Source organism: Exiguobacterium sp. s21 (genome assembly GCF_018617975.1).
GTDB classification, from domain to species: domain Bacteria; phylum Bacillota; class Bacilli; order Exiguobacteriales; family Exiguobacteriaceae; genus Exiguobacterium; species Exiguobacterium mexicanum_A.
This window is the reverse complement of sequence record NZ_JACSLF010000011.1, coordinates 1-25,172: the sequence shown is the minus strand read 5'-3', so window position 1 is coordinate 25,172 and position 25,172 is coordinate 1. Positions and strand designations below refer to the sequence as shown.

At 51.1% G+C, this 25,172-nt stretch carries 28 protein-coding genes; 24 read left to right on the top strand and 4 right to left on the bottom strand.

The genetic code is table 11. From position 1 onward, the window contains the following. The first annotated feature begins 69 nt into the window (after positions 1-69). From KNP06_RS11975 to KNP06_RS11930, 10 genes are all read left to right on the top strand, one after another. Entirely contained in the window at positions 70-1,422 is a 1,353-nt protein-coding gene (locus KNP06_RS11975; RefSeq protein WP_214707921.1) for a carbohydrate ABC transporter permease, read from the top strand. Between the two features lies 1 nt (position 1,423). Further along, complete coding sequence (locus tag KNP06_RS11970) at positions 1,424-2,257, top strand: sugar ABC transporter permease (protein ID WP_214707923.1); 834 nt, start codon at positions 1,424-1,426, stop codon at positions 2,255-2,257. Between the two features lie 23 nt (positions 2,258-2,280). Then, the gene (locus tag KNP06_RS11965; RefSeq protein ID WP_214707925.1) at positions 2,281-3,792 is read left to right on the top strand and encodes an alpha-amylase family glycosyl hydrolase; all 1,512 of its coding nucleotides are present in this window, start codon (positions 2,281-2,283) and stop codon (positions 3,790-3,792) included. Positions 3,793-3,843: 51 nt separating this feature from the next. Beyond that, positions 3,844-4,887: a LacI family DNA-binding transcriptional regulator gene (locus tag KNP06_RS11960; RefSeq protein WP_128124333.1), complete on the top strand. Its 1,044-nt coding sequence runs from the start codon at positions 3,844-3,846 to the stop codon at positions 4,885-4,887. 234 nt (positions 4,888-5,121) lie between these two features. Then, positions 5,122-6,060 carry a YsnF/AvaK domain-containing protein gene (locus KNP06_RS11955; RefSeq protein ID WP_214707927.1) on the top strand — a complete coding sequence of 313 codons (939 nt, stop codon included), beginning with the start codon at positions 5,122-5,124 and terminating at the stop codon, positions 6,058-6,060. An 89-nt stretch (positions 6,061-6,149) separates the two neighbouring features. Beyond that, positions 6,150-6,959 carry a YsnF/AvaK domain-containing protein gene (locus KNP06_RS11950; RefSeq protein ID WP_214707929.1) on the top strand — a complete coding sequence of 270 codons (810 nt, stop codon included), beginning with the start codon at positions 6,150-6,152 and terminating at the stop codon, positions 6,957-6,959. 51 nt (positions 6,960-7,010) lie between these two features. Further along, positions 7,011-7,349: a general stress protein gene (locus KNP06_RS11945; protein WP_251129169.1), complete on the top strand. Its 339-nt coding sequence runs from the start codon at positions 7,011-7,013 to the stop codon at positions 7,347-7,349. Positions 7,350-7,570: 221 nt separating this feature from the next. Next, entirely contained in the window at positions 7,571-9,868 is a 2,298-nt protein-coding gene (locus KNP06_RS11940) for a glycoside hydrolase family 65 protein (protein ID WP_214707931.1), read from the top strand. 145 nt (positions 9,869-10,013) lie between these two features. Further along, positions 10,014-10,862 carry a YitT family protein gene (locus KNP06_RS11935; RefSeq protein WP_034776620.1) on the top strand — a complete coding sequence of 283 codons (849 nt, stop codon included), beginning with the start codon at positions 10,014-10,016 and terminating at the stop codon, positions 10,860-10,862. 73 nt (positions 10,863-10,935) lie between these two features. Beyond that, positions 10,936-11,607, top strand: coding sequence for a 5'-methylthioadenosine/S-adenosylhomocysteine nucleosidase family protein (locus KNP06_RS11930; RefSeq protein ID WP_214707933.1), 672 nt, complete (start codon positions 10,936-10,938; stop codon positions 11,605-11,607). Positions 11,608-11,652: 45 nt separating this feature from the next. Here the strand turns inward: KNP06_RS11930 and KNP06_RS11925 are convergent, their stop codons facing one another. Next, entirely contained in the window at positions 11,653-12,465 is an 813-nt protein-coding gene (locus KNP06_RS11925; RefSeq protein WP_138859850.1) for a Cof-type HAD-IIB family hydrolase, read from the bottom strand. Between the two features lie 165 nt (positions 12,466-12,630). Between KNP06_RS11925 and KNP06_RS11920 the strand changes: the two genes are divergently transcribed. From KNP06_RS11920 to KNP06_RS11870, 11 genes are all read left to right on the top strand, one after another. Next, on the top strand, positions 12,631-12,825 hold the full coding sequence (locus KNP06_RS11920; RefSeq protein ID WP_034776626.1) for a YjzD family protein: 195 nt from the start codon (positions 12,631-12,633) through the stop codon (positions 12,823-12,825). A 67-nt stretch (positions 12,826-12,892) separates the two neighbouring features. Further along, positions 12,893-13,312, top strand: coding sequence for a thioredoxin family protein (locus tag KNP06_RS11915; RefSeq protein WP_214707935.1), 420 nt, complete (start codon positions 12,893-12,895; stop codon positions 13,310-13,312). After that, complete coding sequence (locus KNP06_RS11910) at positions 13,309-14,091, top strand: phosphatidylserine decarboxylase (RefSeq protein ID WP_214707937.1); 783 nt, start codon at positions 13,309-13,311, stop codon at positions 14,089-14,091. The genes KNP06_RS11915 and KNP06_RS11910 overlap by 4 nt, the downstream gene beginning before the upstream one ends. A 127-nt stretch (positions 14,092-14,218) precedes the next feature. After that, complete coding sequence (locus tag KNP06_RS11905) at positions 14,219-14,845, top strand: YqeG family HAD IIIA-type phosphatase (RefSeq protein ID WP_034776630.1); 627 nt, start codon at positions 14,219-14,221, stop codon at positions 14,843-14,845. 134 nt (positions 14,846-14,979) lie between these two features. Further along, on the top strand, positions 14,980-16,092 hold the full coding sequence (yqeH, locus tag KNP06_RS11900) for a ribosome biogenesis GTPase YqeH (RefSeq protein ID WP_034779781.1): 1,113 nt from the start codon (positions 14,980-14,982) through the stop codon (positions 16,090-16,092). Further along, positions 16,089-16,874: a shikimate dehydrogenase gene (gene aroE, locus KNP06_RS11895; protein WP_214707939.1), complete on the top strand. Its 786-nt coding sequence runs from the start codon at positions 16,089-16,091 to the stop codon at positions 16,872-16,874. The genes yqeH and aroE overlap by 4 nt, the downstream gene beginning before the upstream one ends. 5 nt (positions 16,875-16,879) lie before the next feature. Next, positions 16,880-17,176: a ribosome assembly RNA-binding protein YhbY gene (yhbY, locus tag KNP06_RS11890; protein ID WP_034776635.1), complete on the top strand. Its 297-nt coding sequence runs from the start codon at positions 16,880-16,882 to the stop codon at positions 17,174-17,176. Then, complete coding sequence (locus KNP06_RS11885) at positions 17,173-17,742, top strand: nicotinate-nucleotide adenylyltransferase (protein ID WP_138859847.1); 570 nt, start codon at positions 17,173-17,175, stop codon at positions 17,740-17,742. Before yhbY ends, KNP06_RS11885 begins: the two co-directional genes overlap by 4 nt. After that, positions 17,732-18,289, top strand: coding sequence for a bis(5'-nucleosyl)-tetraphosphatase (symmetrical) YqeK (gene yqeK, locus KNP06_RS11880; protein WP_214707941.1), 558 nt, complete (start codon positions 17,732-17,734; stop codon positions 18,287-18,289). The genes KNP06_RS11885 and yqeK overlap by 11 nt, the downstream gene beginning before the upstream one ends. Before the next feature lie 10 nt (positions 18,290-18,299). Continuing rightward, on the top strand, positions 18,300-18,647 hold the full coding sequence (rsfS, locus tag KNP06_RS11875; RefSeq protein ID WP_034776639.1) for a ribosome silencing factor: 348 nt from the start codon (positions 18,300-18,302) through the stop codon (positions 18,645-18,647). Then, positions 18,647-19,372 (top strand): class I SAM-dependent DNA methyltransferase, encoded by a 726-nt coding sequence (locus KNP06_RS11870; RefSeq protein WP_034776641.1) that lies wholly within the window; start codon positions 18,647-18,649, stop codon positions 19,370-19,372. Before rsfS ends, KNP06_RS11870 begins: the two co-directional genes overlap by 1 nt. Positions 19,373-19,525: 153 nt before the next feature. Here the strand turns inward: KNP06_RS11870 and KNP06_RS11865 are convergent, their stop codons facing one another. Both KNP06_RS11865 and KNP06_RS11860 read right to left on the bottom strand, forming a co-directional pair. Beyond that, positions 19,526-20,074, bottom strand: coding sequence for a GrpB family protein (locus KNP06_RS11865; protein WP_214707943.1), 549 nt, complete (start codon positions 20,072-20,074; stop codon positions 19,526-19,528). Between the two features lie 218 nt (positions 20,075-20,292). Next, the gene (locus KNP06_RS11860) at positions 20,293-20,706 is read right to left on the bottom strand and encodes a VOC family protein (RefSeq protein ID WP_214707944.1); all 414 of its coding nucleotides are present in this window, start codon (positions 20,704-20,706) and stop codon (positions 20,293-20,295) included. Positions 20,707-20,860: 154 nt separating this feature from the next. Here KNP06_RS11860 and KNP06_RS11855 point away from each other — a divergent pair, with 154 nt between their 5' ends. The 3 genes from KNP06_RS11855 to nfsA all read left to right on the top strand — a co-directional run bounded on the left by KNP06_RS11855 (position 20,861) and on the right by nfsA (position 23,906). Then, positions 20,861-21,442: a DUF2238 domain-containing protein gene (locus KNP06_RS11855; protein ID WP_214707946.1), complete on the top strand. Its 582-nt coding sequence runs from the start codon at positions 20,861-20,863 to the stop codon at positions 21,440-21,442. A gap of 108 nt (positions 21,443-21,550) precedes the next feature. Further along, positions 21,551-23,020: a catalase gene (locus KNP06_RS11850; RefSeq protein ID WP_214707948.1), complete on the top strand. Its 1,470-nt coding sequence runs from the start codon at positions 21,551-21,553 to the stop codon at positions 23,018-23,020. Positions 23,021-23,156: 136 nt separating this feature from the next. Beyond that, positions 23,157-23,906: an oxygen-insensitive NADPH nitroreductase gene (gene nfsA / locus KNP06_RS11845; RefSeq protein ID WP_214707950.1), complete on the top strand. Its 750-nt coding sequence runs from the start codon at positions 23,157-23,159 to the stop codon at positions 23,904-23,906. 21 nt (positions 23,907-23,927) lie between these two features. Here the strand turns inward: nfsA and KNP06_RS11840 are convergent, their stop codons facing one another. Next, on the bottom strand, positions 23,928-25,049 hold the full coding sequence (locus KNP06_RS11840) for a redoxin family protein (protein WP_214707952.1): 1,122 nt from the start codon (positions 25,047-25,049) through the stop codon (positions 23,928-23,930). Positions 25,050-25,172: the final 123 nt, after the last annotated feature.

The following is a 25,172-nucleotide window of genomic DNA, read 5'->3' as shown; positions in this document are numbered from 1 at the left end:
CCCTCATTTTCTAGAATTGAGCAAACGCTTGCTCGATTGATTTGCTCAAATTGAAAGGAGAAATTGAGGATGGCTTCAATCGCGAACCCTAAAACGCCGGAACAACGTCCGGAAAAACCGACCAATCATGCTCGGAACGCCGCATTACTTTCGATCATTCCGGGAGCCGGTCAATTCTATAACAATCAAAAAGCGAAAGCGATCGCTTTCTTTATCGTTATCATGTCTTATTTTGCAGTAAACTACGATCTCTTTTTCAAAGGAGCGGGCGCAGGACCTGGCGACCGTGGTGGCCTTTGGGGATTGATCACGCTTGGCGAAGTGGCAGGACCTCGTAACGACCACTCCATCTTCTTGATGGTAGAAGGGATTGTCGCATTAATCTTACTTTTCTTCGGAATCGCGTTCTACATCTGGAACATTCGTGACGCCTACCGAGTCGGTCGCATTCGTGATCAGCACCTAAACGTCCCAACGTTCCAAGTGCAACTCCGCAACTTGCGCGACCATGGATTCCCATACTTGATGTTGATCCCGTCGCTCATCTTGCTCGTCTTCACAGTCGTATTACCACTCATTTTCACATTCTTGATCGCGTTCACGAACTATCGTTACAACAACGCACCACCGGCAAAACTTGTCGAGTGGATCGGGTTTGAGAACTTCACACGAATTTTTGAAATCGAAATTTGGCGCGACACATTCGTCGGCGTTCTCGGCTGGACACTCGTCTGGACGGTCGCTTCGACGGTCGGTGTCATCGCGATCGGGATTTTCCTTGCGGTCCTCTTGAACCAAGAAGGCCTTCGCTTCCGCCGCTTGTTCCGCTCGATTTTGATTTTGTCATGGGCCGTTCCAGCGTTCATCACAATCTTGATTTTCCGTTCGATGTTCAACGAATCGTTCGGTGTGTTCAACACGACGATCCTTCCAGCGTTCGGACTTGATCCGATCAACTGGATGACCGATCCGACGGCGACGCGCAGCGCGCTCATCTTGATTCAATGGTGGCTCGGCTTCCCGTTCATCATGACGCTCATGACTGGGGTATTGCAATCGATCCCTGGCGACTTATATGAAGCGGCGACGATTGACGGTGCGACCATCTTTGACAAGTTCCGCTTGATTACGTTACCGATGCTTCTGTTCGCAACAGCACCGATTCTCATCACGCAGTTCACATTCAACTTCAACAACTTCAACATCATCTATCTCTTTAACGGCGGTGGACCGGCTGTACCGGGACAAACTGCCGGTGGTACCGATATCTTGATTTCATGGATTTACAAATTGTCTCTCGGAGCCAACCCGCAATACGGACTTGCGGCTGCGATCACGCTCATTTTGTCATTCTTCATCATGACACTTGCCGTCATCCAGTTCCGTCGGACAAAATCTTTCAAAGACGAGGATATGATTTGATATGAAAAAACAAAAACGAATCAATTTGGCGTTCTCTTATGTCATCTTGACGCTTGCGTCGATCATCATTCTCTATCCAATGCTTTGGGTGGTAGGGACGTCATTCAACCCGGGTCGTACCATCACGTCAAAAATCATTCCAGAAAATCCGACGTTCATTCACTATAAAAACTTGTTCGATTTAACGATTTCGGATTATAGTTTATGGTATGTGAACACGTTGAAAATCGCTTTCATTACGATGGCGCTCGCTGTCATCTTGGTGACGATCACTGGTTATGTGTTCTCGCGCTATCGTTTCGTCGGACGGAAGAACTCGCTCATCTTGTTCCTCGTCTTGCAAATGGTGCCGCAATTCGTCGCCATCATCGCCATCTACGTATTGCTCAACATGCTCGGTCTTCTCGACACGCACACAGCACTCATTCTGCTGTATGCCGGTGGCGCGATTCCGATGAATACGTACTTGGCAAAAGGTTATTTCGATACGATTCCGAAAGAGCTCGATGAAGCCGCTCGGATGGATGGTGCCGGTCACCTTCGTATCTTCTGGCAAATCATTTTGCCGCTCGCGAAGCCAATCGTCGCAACGATCGCCCTCTTCAACTTCTTGGGCCCGTTCAACGACTTCATCTTGGCATCGCTCGTCCTTCGGACACCAGAGAAACAGACGCTCGCGGTTGGTCTTTACAACATGATTTCTCGACAGTTCGACAACAACTTCACGTTGTTCGCGGCAGGCGCCGTCCTTTCGGCCCTCCCAATCGTTCTCTTGTTCTTCATGTTCCAACGCTACTTCGTCTCGGGTCTCACTGCCGGTGGTACGAAAGGATAATACTCACTTAAGGGGGAAGCGATATGAGGCGAGGCGTCGTGCTCGTTCTTCTGTCGCTTCTTTTGTTTCCAACAGTCGTCGGAGCGAAAGAAGCAGCATCGTGGGAACAGGAACGCATGTACTTTATCATGGTCGATCGGTTCGTTGACGGGAATCCGGACAACAATGATCAGGTCGATCAGAATGACCCGAAAGCCTTTCATGGGGGCGACATCCGAGGCGTGATTGAAAAACTTGATTACATCGAGTCGCTCGGATTCACGTCCATCTGGTTGACGCCGGTGTTTGAAAACATGCCGGGCGGTTACCATGGCTATTGGATTAAAGATTTTTATGACATCGATCCCCAATTCGGGACGAAAGAAGATTTGCAGGAGCTCGTCGATGAGGCGCATAAGCGGGATATGAAAGTCATCCTCGACTTTGTCGTCAACCACGTCGGGCCGAACCATCCGTGGGTCGAAGAAAAACCAGACTGGTTCCATGACGAGCTACCGATTGTGCTGTGGAACGATCAAGAACAAGTCGAGACGCACTGGCTGTTCGATTTGCCCGACTTTAAGACCGAAGACCCGGAAGTGAAAGACTACTTGCTCGAGGCGGCCACGTATTGGATCGAAGAGACCGGGATCGACGGCTATCGTCTCGATACGGTGCGCCACGTCGATAAGCCGTTCTGGGAAGATTTCGCCAAAGCGGTCCGTGAAGTCGATCCAGATTTTTATCTCTTGGCCGAAGTGTTCGATCCGGACCCGCAGTATGTCGCCGAGTATGATGGCTTAGGCTTCAACAGCATCACCAATTTCACGTTTTATGACCGCGTCTCGAAGACGATGACGCAAAAGACGGCGAACGTCGACGAAATCGACGTGGCCGCAAGTTACGCCGAGACGTTCTTTAATGATCCGAACCAAATGGCGACATTCCTCGATAACCATGACGTCGAACGTTTCATGCACGTCGCGGAACTAGGTGGTGCCGAGTCGGCCGAACGCAGGCTCCGCCTCGGATTGTTCGCCCTTTACGCGTCACCGGGGATGCCAATCGTCTTCCAAGGAACGGAGAATGCCCAGTCAGGCGGGGCTGATCCCGCGAACCGGGTCATGACCGATTTCCCTGGAAATGAAGAGCTCCATGAATACGTTGCGACGATGAACCGGATGCGCGCCGAATACCCGGTGTTTGCGACCGGTGAACAACGGATGATCGCTTCGAAAGACGGCATGGCCGTGTTTGAACGTCGTGACGGCGAAGATGTCGCGCTGTACGCCATCAATATGAACGCCGAGGACAGAGAGATTGAATTCGAGGTAAGCGAGGTCGGAGAAGATACACGGCTTCGTGGTCTCTTGTTCTCACAACTTGTCACGGACAGCCGTGGCACGTTCACCATCAAACTCGCAGGAGAAAGTGCGAACGCCTACATCGTCGAAGAATCGGAAGTGAACATGTGGACGATTGGTCTACTCGTGGTCGCCATCCCGATTTTCTTGACTGGATTGGTCATGTGGAAGCGTCGCAAGAGCGCGAGCTGAGGATACCCTGTGGTAGGGAACTTTGAACTAACGGAAGCAAAGGGGAGCATCATGCAAATCACGATTAAAGATGTCGCCAAACACGCCAATGTCGCACCGTCGACCGTGTCTCGCGTCATCGCCAACAGTCCGCGTATCAGTCAAAAAACAAAAGAGCGTGTACGCAGTTCTATGGAAGAACTCGGGTACCATCCGAACATTCACGCCCGAAGCCTTGCCAACCGCTCGACGCAGTCGATTGGTCTCGTCATGCCGAGCGCGGCGACGAAGACGCTGCAAAATCCATTTTTCCCGGAAGTGTTACGCGGGATCAGTACGAAAGCGCATCAAAATGGCTACTCGCTCTATATGACAACGGGTGTGACCGAAGAAGAAGTATTGTCCGGGGTCATCGAGATGGTGCAAGGACGTCGCGTTGACGGAGTCATCGTCTTGTACTCACGTGAAGATGACAAAGTCGTTCAATACTTGCGTCAGACGAAATTCCCGTTCGTCGTCGTAGGGAAGCCGTTTGGGGACGCCTCGTCAATCACATATGTCGATACGGACAATTACTTGGCTGGGCGGGAAGTGACGAAGCACTTGTATAATCTTGGTCATCGTTGTATCGCCTTCATCGGGGGATCGGATAAACTCGCCGTTACGCAAGATCGTCGCAACGGGTACGCGACCGCTTTGATGGAAGCGGGCATCCCGGTCCGGGAAGACTATATCGCCCGTGCCGAGTTCATGACAAAGGGTGGGGCTAAAGCTGTACGAGAGTTACTTCGACTAGAAGAGCCGCCAACAGCCGTTGTCGTAAGTGATGACATGATGGCGCTCGGGGTAATCAGTACGCTGAGCGAAATGGGTCTCAAGATTCCTGAAGATGTGGCCGTCGTTAGTTTTAACAACGTCTATATCGCCGAACATTCGAACCCGCCGCTCACTTCCGTTGAGATTAATATCTTCGGTCTCGGTTTCGAGGCGACAAACTGTTTGATTGAACAAATCGGTGATAGCGCACCTCCTTATGGGAAACGCGTGATCGTCCCGCACTATTTAGTCGTTCGACAGTCGTGTGGTCAGAAAAAGAAAACAGAAGTTGTCGATTAAGCGAAAATCTTCCGCATCTTGCGGAAGATTTTTTTGTATGAAAAATGAGAATATATGATAGTAGAATAATCAATCGGTCGAAAGTCATAATATTACAGAAAGATTACAAATGTGAAAATAGTGCTTGAAAAGAAAGCATGGGGGAACATTTACATTACCGGCCGAATGGCAGATCAATGCGAATCCGCCCAGCCAACAACCAAAAAATAAAGAATTTGAAAGGGAGATACAATCATGGATAACAAACGTTATGTAGGCACTTACTATCAGGAATCAGAACTTGTTTCAAAAATTGATGAGCTTCGTGCTCAAGGGCATCGCGAAGACGATTTATACGTAGTAGTGAAAGATAAATCGAACCTTTCAATGGTTCGAGGTTCAACGGATGCAGAAGTAAAAGAGACGAAAGCGTCATGGCTTGATCGCTTCTTCGGAGTAGCAGACGGAGGAGATGAAGTTCGTCATACGTTCGATAAACTCGGTTTCTCAGAAGAAGAGACAGCACGCTATCACCAAGACATCGAGAACGGTGGCATGATTCTCTTGTTAGATACGAATGACGGCGTGTTCGATAATGGTCGTAACGATACGTTCGAAGGCGGACGCACATCAGCAGGTTATGGTTCAGAAGGAAATGAGGCAGGTAATATGACTGCGCATAACCTTGGCGCAACTGGGGCAGGGATTGGTGCTAACCGTTTCGACGATATGGATGAAGACATCCGCAACCGTACAGATTTGACGGATGAACAAAAACTCGAGTTACATGAAGAACGTCTTCTTGTGAACAAAGAACGTGTTCAGACTGGAGAAGTACGTGTTGAGAAAGATGTCGTCGAACGTGAAGAACGCGTGGACGTTGAAGTTGAGCGCGACGAAGTATATGTAGAACGCCGACGCGTCGACGGAGAACGTGAAGTGACAGGACATTCTTACGATGCGACGACAGACCGCGATGAGATTCGCGTTCCAGTCACAGAAGAACGTGTCAATGTGACGAAAAAAGATGTCGTGGCTGAAGAAATCGTCGTCGGCAAAGAAAAAGTCAAAGATACGGAAACGGTACGTGAGACGTTACGTAAAGAAGAGGCGCACGTCGAAGGGGAAGACGACCTTCGCCATCGTGATCATGACCGCGACCATACACGTCGTGATGAGCGCGACCGCTTCTAATCTGATTGACTAAGTACCTCGACAAGGATGGCTCTCTCTGAGGGACCATCCTTTTTTTCGCCAATTGTCACCATAGGAGGACGAAAGCTATGAAACATGCGATTATCTCAGAAGTGTTTGACCAACCTGAAGCGTTGCTGAATCGAACAGTCGATTTGAAACGAGAGGGGTATGATGAAGAGGATATGTACGTCCTCGTCAAACGAGCGGACGTTGCTGACGCGGTTCGACGTCATTCAAAGCTATATGTGCTCGTCACCGATGAACCGGGCACCGTCGCCTCGTTAGTCACCTCCAGTGAACGTCCAATTGAGCGTTGGCTAAAAAGTATGCGGTTGACGGCAGAACAACAGGATCGTTTTGCGAAGGAAGTCGAACAAGGGAGGCTTTTTCTCTACGTTGATGCTGATCGAAACGAGCAGCGCATTGATTCTGCGCAGCCGAAGACGGAGACAGCGCCAGAAACTGAGGAACAGACGCTCTCTCTACATGAAGAACGAATGATCGTGGAGAAACAAGCGGTGCAAACGGGAGAAGTCGTCATCAATCGCCACGTCACAGAAACAGATCAAGAGATTGAAGTCCCCGTCCTAAGAGAACAAGTTCATGTAGAGCGGAAAGTCGGTTCGGAGGATGTGCTCGAGGACTACGACTTTAACCAGTCGGGCATTCGTACGATTGACGAAGGAGACCATCTCCGAATTCAAGTGATCGAAGAACGGGCGTTTGTCGTGAAGCGTCCAGTCGTCGTCGAAGAAATTATCGTTCGGAAACGAGTGACGGAAGAAATGGAAACTCTGACCGAAACGCTCCGTAAAGAAGAAATCGAAGTGACGGAAGTCGGGCAAACCGATGTGATCATCGATGATCAGACAATCCGAAAGGATGAGGAACGATGAGCAAACGTCGATTTGTAGACACGTATCAGGACGAGGCGGCAAATCAATCAATTGACCGAACGAGGCTATGAGGAACGCGATTTATATGTCGTCGCGAGAGACAAACAAGACGTCTCTCTCGTCAAACGAGACACCAATGCGAGAGTGGAAGAGGCAAGCGCCAATTGGATGCAAAAGTTTGCAGGTGTGGCTGAAGGCGAGCGGGAAGTGAAGCGGGCGTTGCTCGATCTCGGTCTTGCTGACGACGACGTCAATCAGGCATATGTTGATATTTTAAATGGTGGGTATGCTTTAATTCTCGATGAACCGGACACCGGATTCAACGATGGACACAGTCCGATGTTTGAAGGACATGCGGCGAACGCTACGTTTGGACGCGATTACGAATGACGAACATCATGACCTATCAGGCCGTTAAGCGGTCTGATAGGTTTTTTGATAAATCATGAAGAAAAAAGGAAGAAAAAGTTTTATGCAAACGATTGCATTCTTGCGCGAGTTGTGTAAAATGAGAAGTGAGATTGAAATATAGCGCTTTCATAGACAAGCGGTTGCATAAATCGTTTGTCTGATGACGAGTAGCCTTGTAGAGAAAAAGGAGTGGCAGACAGATGAAACGATTGTTTGCAGTCGATGAATGGAAAGTAACGGAAAAAGGCCTACATCCGGAAGAAAACCGCCTCGCGGAATCAATTACCTCACTCGGTAACGGACATATGGGGATGCGCGGCAATTTTGAAGAAGAGTATTCGAATGATACACACCAAGGCTTTTATGTGGCTGGGGTTTATTACCCTGATAAGACACGGGTCGGTTGGTGGAAGAACGGCTATCCGGAATACTTCGCAAAAGTATTGAACGCGACAAACGTTATCGGTCTTCGTGTCGCCATCAATGGTACGCCGGTAGACTTGGCAAAATGGAAAGTGAAGGACTTTACGCGTGAACTCGATATGCAGCGCGGTGTCTTGACACGAACGTTCACGCTCGTGAATGGGACGGAAGAAACGAACGTCGAAGTCGTGCGTTTCTTCTCCATCGTCGACAAAGAGGTTTTGGCGATCCGTTATAACGTCACTCCGGTCAACTACGAAGCGAAAGTCGAGTTCACACCTTTCTTGGACGGCGACGTCGTTAACGAAGATTCGAACTATGACGAGAAGTTCTGGTTGCCGGTCGAACACGGCGTCGAAGAGCGTTTCGGGTTCGTGACAACGAAAACGAAGAAGCTCGACTGGCACGTCACGGCATCGATGATCGCTGACGTCGAAGGGGCACGTTGCGAAGTGCTCGACGCGACGGACCTTTACGTCGCTAATAAGTTCACGGTCACGGCACCAGCTGGCGAGACGGCGACGGCGTACAAGTACGTCTCGGTCGTCACGAACCGTGATTATGAAATCGAGGAATTGCAGCCGATCGGGATGCAACGTGTCGAGATGGCGTTCGAAAAAGGCTTTGAAACGCTTCTCGCCGAGCAGACAGAAGCATGGCTCGCTCGTTGGGAAGATGCCGACGTCCGCATCGATGGGGACGCTGAAGCGCAACAAGGCATCCGCTTCAACATCTTCAACATGTATCAGACGTACACGGGCGAAGACTCGCGCCTCAACATCGGACCGAAAGGGTTCACCGGTGAGAAATACGGCGGTGCCACATACTGGGATACGGAAGCATATTGCCTCCACTTCTACTTGGCAACGACGAAACCGGAAGTCTCATGGAACTTGCTCAAATATCGTCACAACCAATTGCCACAAGCAAAAGAGAACGCGGTCAAGAACGTCGGCATGGAAGGCGCCCTCTATCCGATGGTGACGATGAACGGGGAAGAGTGCCACAACGAGTGGGAAATCACGCATGAAGAGATTCACCGGAACGGTGCGATCGCCCATGCCATCTTCAACTATACGAACTTCACGGGCGACAAGTCATACCTAGGTCAATACGGACTTGAAGTATTGGTCGAGATCTCGCGTTACTGGGCGAGCCGCGTCAACTTTGTCCCGCACAAAGACGTGTATATGATCCTAGGCGTCACAGGTCCGAACGAATACGACAACAACGTCAACAACAACTGGTACACGAACTTGATTGCCGCTTGGACGCTCGAGTACACGCAAGAAGTGTACAACTATTTGAAAGAAGCAGAGCCGGCGCGCCTTGAAGAACTTGTCGCGACGCTCGGTCTTTCAGACGAAGAACTCGTGAAGTGGAACGATATCCAAACGAAGATGTACTATCCGAAAGATGACCTCGTCCCAGACGTGTTCATGCAACAGGACGGCTTCATGGATAAAGAACAGATTTTGGTGAAAGACCTTGATCCGAAACACTTGCCGCTCAACCAAAACTGGTCGTGGGACCGCATCCTCCGCTCGAACTTCATCAAACAAGCGGATGTGCTCCAAGGGCTCTATACGTTCAGCGACCGCTTCACGGTCGAACAGAAGCGTGCTAACTTCGATTTTTATGAGCCGCGTACGGTTCACGAGTCGAGCTTGTCGCCTTGCGTCTACTCAATCATTGCGGCCGAAGTCGGTTACGAAGACAAGGCGGTCGAGTTGTACCAACGTTCGGCACGACTCGATCTCGATAACTATAACAACGATACAGAAGACGGGCTTCACATCACATCAATGGTCGGTTCATGGATGTCGATCGTTCACGGTTTCGCAGGCATGCGCGCCCTCGAGTCGGAGCTCACGTTCAGCCCGATGATTCCTAAGGGCTGGAACGGGTACTCGTTCAACATGCTCTGGCGCGGTCATCACTTGACGGTCACGTCGACGCGTGAACAAGTGACGATTAAACAGACGGGCGGTACGGACGTATCGATTCGTGTCTACGGAAACGTCGTCACGGTCCCGGCAAACGATACGGTGACCATCGAGACAGTGAAAGCGTGACCAAACGCATCAGCTCAACAAGTCGGCCCCGGCCGGCTTGTTTTTTTATTAGAAGCGCGAACACATCCCATTATTTTTATGGTAGGCAGCACTAGAAAACTATGTTATCTTGATTCTTAGCCATTTTTGAAAGGGGAGACAGAACTTGACGGAAGCCGTTAAAGAACACGCACGCATCGGGATCGTTTCGATTATCGGGGGAGTGTTCGTTGCATTATCTATGACATTATTCTTAATCCCGGCGGGGGTATACTCGACCGGATTTACAGGGCTCGCCCAAATCTTTACGAAACTGTTTGCGGGGACACCGTTTGAGCTCGGAGAAGGGATTTGGTTCTTCGTCTTGAACGTGCCGCTCTTGATCGTCAGCTACTTCATGCTCGGCAAGAACATGATGATTCATACATTGATCAGCGTCGCGGCAGTCACCGTGTTCATTCGCGTGCTTCCGCAGTCGTCAATCATTTCGGACGACCCGCTTTTGAATGCTGTGTTCGGTGGGGTTTTGCTCGCCATCGGTTCGGGAATCACGATTCGTTTCGGTGCCTCGACCGGCGGATTCGATATCGTCGCCCTGATCTTAGCGAAGTTCACGAACAACTCGGTCGGCGTCTATCTGTTCCTCATGAACATGATGATCGCGCTTTGGGCTGGTGCTTTGTTCGGGTGGCCGACCGCGCTTTATACGATCGTCTTCTTATACGTCACGTCGAAAGTCATCGACGAAATTTATACGAACACGCAGCGGCAGACGCTCTTCATCGTCACGAGTCATCCGGACGAAGTGACGAAAGAACTGCATCAGCATGTTTTCCGCGGCATCACGCTCATGCCGGCAATCGGTACGTATTCGAAAGTCGAGAAAGCGACGCTCATGATGGTCGCCCAGCGCCACGAAGTGCGTGAAATCACGCGAATCTGTAAAGACGCCGATCCAAGCGTCTTCATCAACATGGTTCCGACTGAAAATGTCGAAGGTGCGTTCCGACGCTGAAATGAACCCCCGCTGAACGCTCAGCGGGGGTTATTCTATAGATAGGAATAAAAAGAGATGGGGTGGACGTGTGATGATTGGAGTCAGTATTGCGACGAAGTGGGAATACGAAGCGACATTGGAGCATTATGACGTCAAAGCGGATGAGCGGTTCAGCTACCCGTATGGCGAGTACTTCATGAGGACGGTTGATGACGTCGAACTCGTATTCTACAGCACCGGTGTGCGGAAAGCGAACGGGGTGGGAGCCAATCAATATATGATGTCTCGGTTCAACTTAGCAAAAGTAATTGTGGCTGGAACGTGTGCCGGAATCGACGATACGTTCAACCCGTTGGATATCCTCGTCCCTCATCGCGCCGTTCAATATGATTGCACGGTGAAAGAAGTGGAACCGCTGATCAAGCAATCGTTCATCGTCGACATTGAACTAGCGAACTACGGGAACGATTTTTTGACCGGTACCATCGCGACGGCCGATCGAGCGGTCGTGATGTGGAACGATTATTTAGAACTCAAAGAGCATAACGTCACCATCGCGGATACGGAAGCAGGCGCCATCGCCTATATCTGCAAGAAAAATGACGTCGAGTGTATCATCATCAAAGGCATCTCTGACTTCCCGACGGATGAACGCGATGCGAATCCAGTCGAATCGAACGCGGAACAAATCAATGTGTACCTAGCCAATACCCCAAAAGTCATGACCAAGATTTTTGACGACTATTTGATGCGCTTTCTGTAGGCAAATCGCAAAACACACCGACTGCAGGAACAGTCGGTGTGTGGATTATGCTTTGATGCCAAGCTGTTCTTCGAGGTAGATGGCGATGCCGTCTTCCATGTTCGACGCGGTCACTTCATCCGCGACGGCTTTCAACTGGCTGATGGCGTTGCCCATCGCGACGCCGGTGCCGACGTAGTCGAGCATCTCGAGGTCGTTTTCCTCGTCGCCGAACGCGATGATGTTTTTGCGGTTGATGCCGAGATGTTTCGAAACTTCGCGCAACCCGAGCGCTTTCGACGTGTTCTGGCTCATGACTTCGATCATGTGCTCCGGCATGCGCCATTGGCGGTTCAAGACGGCCTCGGCGTGGACTTTATTCAAACGAGCACGGACGTTGTCGACGTGCTCTTTCGTCGCGTGGATGAGGAGCGATGTCGGCTCATCCTGCAAATGCTTGAGCAAGTTGCCTGACGTGACGCTGAGCGCGCGCTCGGCATACGGGCTATAAAACTCTTGCGGGTCTTTATGGAAGTAGACGTGGTCGGTCACTTCGACGACGATGTTGTGCGCTTTCGTGTCCGAGACTTCTTCGATGATCTCGTGCGCCGTCTTGAGCGGGATCGGCCGGTGCGTCACTTTGTATGACGGATCTTTCGGGTGATGGACGAGCGCTCCGTTAAAGTTGATGAGCGGTGTCGTCAAGCCGAGCTCTTCGTAATACATGATCGAATGGCGTTGTGGGCGTCCGGTCGCGATCATGACTTCATGACCGGCCTCACGGGCCGCTTGAAGCGCGCGTACGTTGCGCTCACTGATCGTCTTGTCGTCGCGCAACAACGTTCCATCTAAATCGACTGCGATTAAATAACGTGACATAAAGGGTTCCTCTTTTCTACGAGATGCTTATTTCTCAAACCGTACCATATTTCCCGTTTCGACGGAAAGAATATACAATCGAGGTCGCACATTTTACGGTAACAATGCTATACTAAGGTCGTATGAATTTTTCATGAATCATCTGTGAGATGGAGGGGACTATCGATGCGTTACTTAGTCACATTGTTCTGGGCGATCTTGCTTTCGAATACAGCAATCTTTATCATTTCTGCTGTCGATGGCGTGTCGTTCAACGCGATGCTCGCGACATTCTTTGGCGTCGTCATCACGATCTTTATTGTACTCTTGGACACGCTTAACCAAGATATGGGGATTAGTGACGTCGCACAAGAGAAGTAAGACGTCTACAACCAAGCTGGCTCATATCCGAGTCAGTTCTTTTTATATTATTTAGGAGGAATCGAATATGAAAAACAGTGCCAAACGGGCGAACTTCATCACGTTCGCCATCATCGGTGTCATCATCATCGTCGGGATCGCTCTCTTGTTCTTCTTGAACAATGCGAACGAGGAGACAGGCGTCAACGCTGTCACACCGGACGAGCTTGAGACGAAGATTTCAGAAGAAGAGGAAGTCGTCGTCTACTTCTGGCAGACTGGTTGCGAATACTGTGAGCAAGTCAAACCGTACGTCGAGCCACTCATCGAAGAATATGACGCCGTGTCGATCAACTTGGCCGACCACAACGTCTGGACGACTTACGGCATCAACGGAACACCGACAATGATTCGTTTCCAAGATGGAAAGGAAGTCGATCGTGTGGAAGGTGCCGTCTCTGAACAACAATACGAGACGTTCTTTAAAAACGAGGAGGGCGCACAGTGATAAAAAGCCGCTTGTATCAGACTTTGTTTGAGTTGAACGCGACCCCGGTCATTGCCAAACGACTCCGTGCCTTCGCTGAATCGTCAGCGAGCCGGTCCTTCATCCCTTCGTTTGCGAAAACGTATCAAGTCAATCTTGATGAAGCGGCGGAGCCGATCGAGGCTTATCCGAGTCTGCACGCCTTTTTTACACGTCATTTGAAAGAAGGGGTCCGGCCGATCGATGCAAGTCCGGACTCGGTCGTCTCGCCATGTGACGGGAAACTATCCATCGTGGCCGATATTACGGACGACAGCCGCTTCGAGGTCAAGGGTCAGTCGTACACCCTCGCCGAACTGCTCGGATCGCAACAAGAAGCAAGACGTTACGCCGGCGGTACGGTCTGTGTCCTTTATTTGAGCCCGCGTGACTATCATCGCGTCCACGTCCCGCTCGCCGGACGGGTGCTCAGTCATTATGAACTCGGTGACCGTTCGGCACCGGTGAATGACATCGGGTTGACGGAGACGGTTCGTCCGCTCTCACGCAACTATCGTCGCGTCACACGCTTCGAGACGGCCGTTGGAGTATACGAGCACATCATGGTCGGGGCGTTGAACGTCAATACGATCGAATGGACGCTTGAAGGCGAACACGCGGGCAAAGGCGACGAGGTCGGTTATTTCTCATTCGGTTCGACCGTCATCCTTTGTTTTGAGAAAGGCCGCGTCACGATCGACCCAGCCAAAATCGGCCCGGTTCGACTCGGAGAAGTCATCGGGACGATGCAAAACGATTGATTTTAAAAACTTTTTCAGGCCGACCGAACGATACACTAGTCGTTTGGTCGGTTTTCGTTTACCATAGAAGGGATATCACTACATGTATAGTAGTTGAATCGCTTTAGCTAATTGGAGGAATTTAAACGTGTTTAATCGACTTTATCCGAAACAGTTCGTCGCGTCAGTTTTTGACATCGACCTTGAAGAATTGAAAGACCGTGGGGTTCGCGTCATTTTGACGGACCTTGATAATACACTCGTGGCCTGGGACGTCCCGCACGCACCGGAGCTTCTTTTGCTATGGCTTGAAAAAGTGAAATCACACGGACTCGATGTCATCGTCGTCTCGAATAACAACGAGAACCGCGTACGTACGTTCACGGAACCGCTCGGCCTTCACTATGTGGCGCGTGCGAAAAAGCCGTTGCCGTCTGGATTCAAACAGGCGCTCGCAAAATATGGATACTCTACGAAAGAAGCCATCTTCTTAGGCGATCAATTGTTCACGGACGTGCTCGGCGCCAATATGGCCGGGATTCACGTCATCCACGTGCAACCGGTCGTCAAGACGGACGGACTCGTCACCAAGTTCAATCGCATGCTTGAAAAAGTCGTGTTCGCCCATATGAAACGTCGCGGGAAGTACGTGTTGATCACGAAAAAAGTTGAGGAAATCGCTGTCGATGCGAAGCGCGCAAAAGTGGCGGTCGCTGAGAAAATCGGTGAAGCGATGCACTCTCGTTCCGAAGATTCACATAAAAAAGATGAATAAGGACCTCGAACGCACAGGAAGAAGGAGGCTGTCCATGTACGGCGCGTAAGGCGTCGGAATTAACGCTTCAGGAGTAGCGGCGAGGCGCTACGGTGAATGAAGAAGAGGCAACTCAAATGACAGCAGACAACATTATGGAAGAAACAAAACGTTATTGCGCCGGTTGCGGCGTCGCCATTCAAACGGAAGACCCGACCGGTGTCGGTTATGCACCAAAATCGGCACTCGATCGCGAGATCGTCATTTGCCAACGCTGCTTCAAATTGAAGCACTACAATCAAATTCAAGACGTCGAACTGACAGATGACGACTTCTTGCGTATCTTAAACGGCATCAGCGCGAAAGAAGCGCTCGTCATCAAAATCGTCGACATCTTCGACTTCAACGGTAGCTGGTTGCCGGGGCTCCAACGCTCGGTCGGCACAAACCCCGTCCTCTTGGTCGGGAACAAGGTCGACTTGTTGCCGAAATCGGTTAACCCGAACCGGATGTCTAACTGGATGAAGGCCGAAGCGAAAGAGCTCGGTTTGGAACCGATTGACGTCCATTTGATCAGTGCGAAAAAAGGTCACGGGATCGACGAGCTTGCCGAAAAGATCGAATATTATCGGAAAGGCAAGGACGTCTATGTCGTCGGTTGTACGAACGTCGGGAAGTCGACGCTCATCAACCAAGTCATCAAACGTTTCGGGGCAGAGGACGAAGCCATCATCACGGTCAGTCATTTCCCGGGAACGACGCTCGACTTGATCGATATCCCGCTCGATGATGATGCGAACCTTTATGACACGCCAGGGATTATCAATCGTCACCAAATGGCGCATTACGTCGATGCGAAAGATTTGAAAACGATCACCCCGAAAAAAGAGATCAAGCCGCACGTGTTCCAGTTGAACCCGCAACAGACGCTCTTCTTCGGTGGACTCGCCCGTCTCGACTACATGGAAGGCAACAAGCGCTCATTCGTTGTCTACATGTCAAACGAGTTGAAGACACACCGGACGAAGCTCGATAAAGCAGATGAACTATACGAAAACCATATCGGTAAGATGCTCAACCCGCCGAACGAGAAGACATTACAAATGTTGCCTCCGCTCGTGCGTCACGAGTTCAGTCTCCGTGACGGCGTCAAGACCGACATCGTCTTCAGCGGACTCGGTTGGGTTGCGATTCACGGAAAAGGTGGACGCATCGCCGCATGGGCACCAAAAGGAGTGGCCGTCACATTGCGTGAGGCGCTCGTATGAGACTGGCCGTCCTCGGTCACCCGATTGCTCATTCGCTCTCTCCCGTCCTGCACGAGCAGTGGCTGAGCGCGTCTGGGCTTTTCGGGCACTATGAAGCACTCGACGTCGCCCCGGGCGAGCTCGGGGACTTGTTTCAAGCGATGCGGGACGGCGTCTGGGACGGCTTTAACGTCACGATTCCGTACAAAGAGGCGGTCATCCCGTATCTCGACGAACTTGACCAGGCGGCTGAAGCCGCCGGTGCCGTCAACACGGTCTATAAACGGGACGGAAAGCTGATTGGGACGAATACGGACGGTGTGGGTCTAGTCACCGCACTCGACCGTCATACCGATTGGACGGGACGTGTGCTCGTTATCGGGGCAGGTGGGGCAGCGCGCGGGATAATCAGCGCCTTGCCGACCCGAGCCGTCACGGTCACAAACCGAACGATGGAACGAGCGGAGCGTCTCGCGGAGGCGTTCGGCATTGAAGCGCAGGCGCTCACCGACATTGATCCCTCATGCTATGACGTGATCATCCAGACGACTTCGGTGGGGATGGATGGTATCCATTCGCCTCGATCATTAAAAGGTTTACGACAAAACACCGTCGTTTGTGATATCATATATCGTCCACTCGTCACACCGTTTTTAAAGGAAGCCGCCAAAAATGACGCGAAAATCGTCAACGGAACTGCCATGTTCGTCGGACAAGGCGCTTTGGCGTTTGAATATTGGACAGGTGTGAGACCGGATCAACTTGTCGGAATGAAGTTAATTGAAAGCTTATTGGAGGAATAAATAGTATGTTATCAGGTAAACAAAAACGCTTTTTACGTGCTGAAGCACACCACCTTTCACCGATTTACCAGGTCGGAAAAAATGGAGTCAGCGAAGCGATGTGCAAAGACATCAGCGACGCGCTCGAAAAACGTGAGCTCTTGAAAGTTCAAGTGCTCCAAAACTGTGCCGATACGCCGAAAGATGTAGCCGGTGAATTGGCTGAGGGCACGAAAGCCGAAGTCGTTCAAGTGATCGGAAAAGTCATCGTCTTGTACAAACAGGCGACCGAGAAAGAAAATCGCCAAATTAAACTTCCATGAGCCGCATCGGCCTGATGGGAGGCACGTTCGACCCGCCGCATCTCGGTCATTTGTTGATTGCCGAGCAGGCACGTGAACAGCTCGCCCTCGACGAGGTCTGGTTTCTACCGGCGGCGATCCCGCCTCACAAGGCGGGGTTCAGTCCGGCCGAGGATCGGATCGAGATGACACGACGGGCGATCGCGGACCAAGCCGATTTCAAGCTGAGCTTGATCGAGTTTGAACGCGACGAACCGTCTTACACGGTCGAGACGATGAGACGGTTGCGGGACATGTACCCAGATGACACGTTTTTCTTCTTGATCGGGGCGGACTCGCTCGAGTCGCTCGAGAAGTGGTACGATTACGACACGCTCGTGACCCTCGTCACGTTCGGGGCCGTTGCGCGTCCGGGTAGCCGGTATCGCATCCCGAGACAGGCAGATGTGCGCACAATCGATATGCCGCAACTCGAGATCTCATCGACCGATATCCGGGAACGGGCGAAACGGGACAAGTCAATCAAATATCTCGTCCCACGCGATGTCGAAACTTATATCAAGGAGCGCAACTTGTATGACGTATGAGGAAGCACAATCATTGATTGAGGCGACATTACCGGAGAAACGCTATATCCACACGCTCGGTGTCGTTGAGACGGCAGATCGGTTGGCCCGTTTATACGGTGCCGATGTGGAGCAAGCACGTCTCGCGGCGATGTTGCATGACTATGCGAAATATTTGGATAGCGATATGATGCGCCAAGTCGTGGTCGAGGAAAACCTTGACCCGAGCTTGCTTGCGTTCGATGACGAACTGCTGCATGCACCGGTCGGCGCGATTCTGTTAGACCGGGCGTATGACCTTGACCCGGCCGTTGTATCGGCCATTAAGAACCATACGACCGGAGAGCCTGGCATGTCACGCCTCGACCAGATTTTATTCGTCGCGGACGCGATTGAACCGAACCGGTCGTATCCGGGCGTCGACACGTTGCGTGACCTCGCGGACCGTTCGCTCGAAGCGGCAGTCGTCGCGACGTTGCGTCAGACAATCGATTATTTATTGAAGAAGTCGGTGCGAATCTTTCCACTGACGATTGAGACGTATAACCATTTTGTGAAAACACCCTAGGAGGTACAGTATGACTGTAAAAGAAGAATTAGAATTGATCGTGAAGGCCGCTGACGATAAGCGTGCCGAAGATATCGTCGTCCTCGACATGGAAGGCATCTCACCGGTCGCAGATTATTTCGTCATCTGCCACGGTAACTCAGAGAAGCAAGTCCAAGCGATTGCACGCGAAATCAAAGACGTGGCCGGCGAGCACGAGCTTCCGCTCCACAAATTCGAAGGCATGGACTCGGCACGTTGGGTGCTCGCTGACCTCGAAAACGTCGTCGTCCACATCTTCCATCGCGATGACCGCGACTACTACAACCTTGAAAAATTGTGGGCAGATGCGCCACACGTTGAAGTGGAAGTCGGCTAATGGCGTACGAAGGGTTCGCCTACGTCTACGATGAGTTAATGAAAGATGCCCCGTACGAGGATTGGGTCGCCTTCGTGCGTCGCCACGTCCAAGACGGTGCATCGCTTGCTGACGTCGGATGCGGGACGGGCTCGGCGACGATTCGCTTGGCGGAACATTACGAGACGATCGGACTCGATTTATCCGAGTCGATGCTCGAAGTCGCCCAAGAGAAGGCGCTCGAGGCAGGCATCACGCTCCCGCTCTGGCAACAGGACATGCGGGAGCTTGAATTGCCACACCCGGTCGACGCCGTGACGATCCTTTGTGACTCGCTCTGCTACCTCGAGGATGAGGCCGACGTCATCGACACGTTCGAGGCGGTGTACGAACAATTGAAACCGGGTGGCATGTTCATCTTCGATGTACATTCGCCGAACAAGATGCAGACGCTCTTCAACCAGAAGACGTATGCCTCGAACGGGGAAGACTGCTCGTACATCTGGTTCGCCGACCCAGGCGAAGCACCGCTCTCGGTCGTACACGATTTGACGTTCTTCGTCGCCCTCGAAGATGGCACGTATGAGCGTGTTGAAGAGACACACGAGCAACGGACGTACGAACCGGGGCAATATATGCAATGGCTCATCGGGGCCGGCTTCCATGTGAAATCGGTCACCGCTGACTTTACGGACCAAGCTCCGGGCCCGAACGCGGAACGAATCTTTTTTGTCGCCCAGAAATAAACGAGACCCCATCGCGGATTTGCGATGGGGTCTCGAGCTGTTACCGAATCAAATCGCAACATGCGGTCTGATTCTTTTTTTATTGATGGTTCTGCCCGAAGTGAAGCATTGTTGCAGTCATGTTTGCCCAATTCGTGTTTCCGTGCCTCCAAGTCAGGTGTTTAATACTTGACTTATAAAGGCAGCTTTAGCTTGAGTATACTTTTCTCGGTCATTACGAAATTCTTTTGCTAAATGCCTTTTAAGAAGCCCGTACTCTTTTACAAGCGAAGGATTGTCTCGTAGTTTATCTCGAAACTCAATCTGTTTTCCCCAACGATCTTCTGCCACTTTCATGATGTGTAAATGAGCAACTCGCTTATCATTTTTTACTTTCACAAAAAATCTCCGCCAGGCTTGTCCATCTAGTTCAGGTGGTACATAGTGCCAATCATGCAACGTTAATGTATCAACAATATCGTGGATTTTTTCAAACGATTCGATACTAATCATCACATCTATAATAGGTTTTGCGGGTAGACCAGGAACGGCCGTACTACCTATGTGTTCTGCTTCCTTGATGTCAAACTTTGAAAGTAAGTCGAACAACTCTCTTGTTTCTTGTAGACCTAACCGTGCCCAATGCACGTTAGAATCTTCTATTTCAATAGTCTCATAAGCCCAAATTGGAATATTTGAGTGTTCGTGTTTGTCTTCTTTCATGAGTTTATCCCATCTCCCTGAAAGTTTTTTTCACTTTATACCCAGAATCTCATTTTTAAACGCGATATAGAGAAACAGATAATTTTTATCTCATTTTGCTTACAGCCTTGTTTCTCCGTTCACAAGTAATTTAATGTTGATTCATGGCCCCGTCATAATGCTAATCATAAAAAGAGTCGAAAGACCCCATCGCAAGTAGCATGGGGTCTTTGTCATGGTCAAGCCTCGTGACTGAATTGCCATTGGACACCGAAACGGTCTTCGACCATGCCATACGCCTTGCTCCAGAACGTCTCTTGGAGCGGCATAAGGACACGGCCACCGGCAGATAAAGCCTCGAATTCTCGACGGATGGCGTGGAGGTCATCTGTCACGACGGCGAGTGTGATGTTCTGCCCGAACGTGACCGGACCGTCCGGCATAGCGTCCGAAAACATGAGCGATGTACCATGGACGCTCAGACGGGCATGGAGGACGAGGTCGGCCAGCTCGTCCGGTACAGGTTCACCGTCCGGTCCAGGCTGGGCACCGAACGTCATGATATCCGGGGCGGGCTCGGCGAAGACGTCGGCATAAAACAGGACGGCGTCGCGACAGTCGCCATTGAAATTGAGATAAGGGTTGATCGTCATGAGTGTTCCTCCTCGAATCGTTTCTTTCAGTATGAGACAAACGGGTGACGGAAGAATCCGACAAAAGCACGAATTTTCGGACAAGGTTGTTGAAACGGTCGCTGAAACGGGAATGGAGTAGGTGAGACATTCTTACGAAAGAAGGCGTAAGGAGATGAAACTGACACGAGGACGTCTATTGGAATTCGGGTTCGTGTTGTTCATGGCAATCATTCTCGTCACGTCGATTATCGAAGGGGAATGGTTTGACGCGAGCGTCGCTGGGGCGGGGATCGTGTCGGGATTGATTCCGTTCATTCTCGAGAAAACGTTCAAAACCGAGTTCGACGCCAAGATGAAAGTCGCCTATATCCTTTTCTTGTTCGCATCGCAATATTTGGGCTCGATCGTCGGTTTATATTCGAACGGTTGGTGGGACACGTTTCTGCACGTGTTGAGCGGCGTGTTCTTGGCGTTTCTCGGCTTCGATTTCTTAAGTCGACTTGATGAGGACATCCGGCTCGAGATGCCGAAGCGGTTCGTCTTCGTCTATATCGTTGTTTTCGCAATGGCCGGGGCAGCGCTTTGGGAAATGTATGAATTCACATCGGACTTGGTGTTGAACACGACGATGCAAGGGAACGGGAATGATGACACGATGGTCGACATCGTCGCGGGATCACTCGGAGGTATCATTGCGGCTCTCCTTGTGACCGAAATCCATCGGAAAGAACAACGGCACAAACATAAAAATTGAAAGCGATTTCAAAAACGCTCGAGTCCATCGAGCGTTTTATTTGTAATAATTATTATCTTTTAATATTATTAATCTTGTAATAATGATTATTAAGAGGAGGCAATATTAATGGATCAACACCGTCATCTAACTACTAACCAAGGCGTCCCAATCGGGGATAACGCCAACTCCATCACAGCGGGTCGTCGCGGCCCGACACTTCTCGAAGATTATCAGCTAATTGAGAAACTCGCCCACTTTGACCGTGAGCGCGTACCGGAACGGGTCGTTCATGCCCGTGGCGCCGGAGCCCACGGTGTCTTCAAAGTTAAAAATAGCATGAAACGATATACAAAAGCCAAATTTTTGCAGGAAGAGGGACAAGAGACACCAGTCTTTGCTCGCTTCTCGACCGTCATTCATGGTCTCGGCTCACCAGAGACGCTTCGTGACCCACGTGGATTCTCGGTCAAGTTTTACACGGAAGAAGGGAACTACGACTTCGTCGGAAACAACTTGCCAGTCTTCTTTATCCGTGACGCCATCAAATTCCCGGATGTAATCCACTCACTCAAACCAGACCCGCGGACGAACCTGCAAGACCCGGACCGTTTCTTCGACTTCATGTCGCTCACGCCGGAATCGACGAGCATGCTCATCCACTTGTTCAGCGATGAAGGAATTCCAGCGTCATACCGTCATATGCGCGGCTCATCGGTCCACTCATTCAAATGGGTCAACGAATACGGAAACACGGTGTACATAAAACTCCGTTGGGTCCCGAAACAAGGTATTAAAAACTTGTCGATGGAAGAAGCGGCGAAAGTGCAGGCCGAAGACTTCAACCATGCGACACGCGACTTGTTCAACGCCATCGAGGAAGGCGACTTCCCGGAGTGGGATCTTTACGTCCAAATCCTCGACCCGGCCGATATGGACAACTTTGACTTCGATCCGCTCGACGCGACGAAAGATTGGTTCGAAGACGTCATCCCGTATCAACTTGTCGGTACGATGATACTCAACAAGAACGTCGACAACTTCTTCGCCGAGACAGAGTCGGTCGGTTTCAACCCGGGTGTGCTCGTTCCTGGAATTCAACCGTCTGAAGACAAGATGCTCCAAGGCCGCTTGTTCTCGTATTCGGACACGCAACGTTACCGCATCGGGGCAAACTATTTGCAGCTCCCAATCAACTGCCCGTTCGCACAAGTGTCGAACAATCAGCGTGATGGGGCGATGCCGTTCAAACAACAGACGAGCCCGGTCAACTATGAACCAAACCGCTATGAGGACGCACCGAAACCGGACGCGGCTTATATCGAGACGGAACAACCGCTCACAGGCGTAGCCGGTCGTCAAAAAATCGAGAAGACGAACGACTTCGGTCAAGCGGGTGAAGTGTACCGTCGCTACTCGGAAGAAGAGAAAACGGCGCTCGTGAACAACTTGGTGGCACACATTAAAGAAGTTCGCCATGAGAATACGGTGCTGCTCTTGATTTGCAACTTCTACCGGGCCGACCGCGACCTCGGCGCGCGTCTCTCGGAAGCACTCAACGTCGATATCACACCATTCTTGAATCAAGTGACGGAATAACTTGTCCGCAACAGAGATGCGTAGCTGCATCTCTGTTTTTGTTTTTTTTTACCTTAGGAGGATAAGTGGTTCGAATCTCAAAAATTGTCCCAAGCCCGTCCATATGCCAAGATAAGAAAAAAGGGGGATGTTACACATGAACCAAGTCATCGACACACTATTGAATCATCGCTCCGTCCGCTCATTCACGAATGAGACGTTGACCGACGAACAAATCCGACTCATCGTCGAGAGTGCCCAGCGCGCTTCGACGTCGAGCTTCATCCAAGCCTATTCTATCATCGGGGTGACCGACCCGGAGAAGAAAGCAAGGCTAGCCGAAATCGCCGGTAACCAGCAATACGTCATCGACAACGGTCACTTCTTCGTCTTCTGCGCCGATTTGTATCGACACGAGTTGATTGGAGAACTGCGGGAGGCAGACGTGAATGCGACGCTCGAGACCGACGAGAAGTTGCTCGTCGCGGTCATCGATGCCGCGCTCGCGTCCCAAAACGCGGTCGTGGCCGCTGAATCGATGGGCCTCGGCATTTGCTATATCGGCGGAATCCGCAATGACATGTTCGCTGTGAAGGAACTGCTCAGTTTACCGGAGCGGGTATTGCCGCTCTTCGGACTTGCTGTCGGTGTCCCGGAGCACGTCGAAGACCAGAAACCGCGCCTCCCGCTCGAACATATTTATCATGAGAACACATACGTCGCCGACACCGAGCAACTGAAACAAGAACTCGATGCGTATGATGCGACGATTCATGACTACTACGCGGCCCGTGGGTCGAACCAACGAAGCGACACGTGGACCGGACAAATGGGACGGATGTTGTCGAAACCAACCCGGCTCGACGTGAAAGACTTCTTGAAGACGCAAGGCTATTTGAAGCAATGAAAAAACCGCCGGGAGGCGGTTTTAGTTTGTCTCGGCATCGAGCCAGGCGTGGTCGATCGCGCCGAATTGCTTGGCAATGATGACCCCATTTTCATCAAGGACGTATGTTGTCGGCATCGCTTGAATTCGGTAGGCGTTACCGACGATTCCTTCCTCGTCATAGACGACCTTGAACGCATCTTCATATGGGGCGACGAACGTCCGCGCATCCTCGATGTCCCGTTCACTCGTCGTCGTATTGACGGCGACGATGGTCACATCGTCTTGTTCTCGGGCAAACTTGGCCATATCCGGCATCTCGGCCCGGCACGGAGGGCACCACGATGCCCAGAAGTTGACGACGACCCGCTCACCGCGTAAATCTTCCAAGTTGAACGGCGTCCCATCGGTTCGCTTCAACTCAAAATTCGGTGGGACTTGGCCGATGTTCAATCCGGTCTGGGACGAGTCGGCCTCGAGCCGTGGCGTCTCGTCCGGTAAGCTCGCATTGATGACGGCGAGCACGACGATGAGCCCGAGTCCGTATTGGACCGCCTTTTGAGATGGCCGTGCTACATATGTGGCGACGGCGATGAGAAGAAAGAGCGGAATGAGCGACCACAACTCGAATGTATCGGTCACAAGCGACCCGACCGACCAAATCGCGAACGCACCGACCACGGTCCAGAGTAACAATCCGAGCGTAGGACTCTGCATCCAGCGCCATGTCGTGACGAGCAGCAAGGCGATTAGGCCGGCCATATAGATATGGAGCGGTTGCGGAGATGAGAGCAGTGGGAGCATCCCATATTTGGGGACGACGAGCGTCACCGCAAACCAAAAGACCAAGGCCGAGAACAACCAATAGCCACGAAGGCTAGGCGTGAGCCGGAATACAAAAATAGCAATCACGGCAGCGGCAATGAGAAGTGACCACGTGCCGCCGATCGCATAAAGGGATAAGGCCAAACTTCCCGTCGACGCGAGACCGAGGACGATCGCACTTCCTTTCCATGCGAGAAAGCCGGCGAACCAGGTGCCGAGGACGGCGTCGCGTTCTTTTTCTGACAAGCCGATTTTTTTAAAGCCGATGTAGAGAATAAGTAGGCTGGCCATCATAGCCAGCAAATCGAGTCGAACGTTCAATGGACCGATGGCAATCACAGAATCCCTCCTAGAGAAAAAGCGCCCAAACGAGTGTAATCTGTACCCCTTGTAAAGGACATTAATAAAAAAACTTATGCTGATTCAAGGAGATGATTCCTGTACTGTACGGGAGTCATCTTT